Raw genomic sequence first — 321 nt, forward strand, 5'->3', positions numbered from 1 at the left:
ATGTCTGTTTTAAATTCTTTCTTCTCTTGTTTATTTCGGTTTTCAATTTTAATTTTTCGGTTTTGTTCAATTGATTCCCCGTCTTTTTGATAGTATTTACCGAATGCAATGGATCCAGTTTCTTCTGGTACTTCAATCACTTCATCATTGACAATAGTTTTTGTCGTATCTAATACTTTAAAACTTGTTTCCGTGTGAACAGAGTTATAAGCAACTACTCGTCCAGCTCCAACTTCATATACGGAATACTTTTCTTTTAAATCATCAGCTGTGTTCATAAGAGATGCCTTTACATCGAATGGAGAGTTTTCTGGGTGTTCT

General features: G+C 33.6%; 1 protein-coding gene. It reads right to left on the bottom strand.

What is annotated here, in order from left to right:
• The coding region (locus ACSG5Z_RS30045; RefSeq protein WP_435712765.1) for a hypothetical protein at positions 1–321 on the bottom strand (321 nt) is incomplete at both ends.

It is taken from the genome of Bacillus pretiosus (assembly GCF_051294775.1).
Lineage (GTDB): Bacteria > Bacillota > Bacilli > Bacillales > Bacillaceae_G > Bacillus_A > Bacillus_A wiedmannii.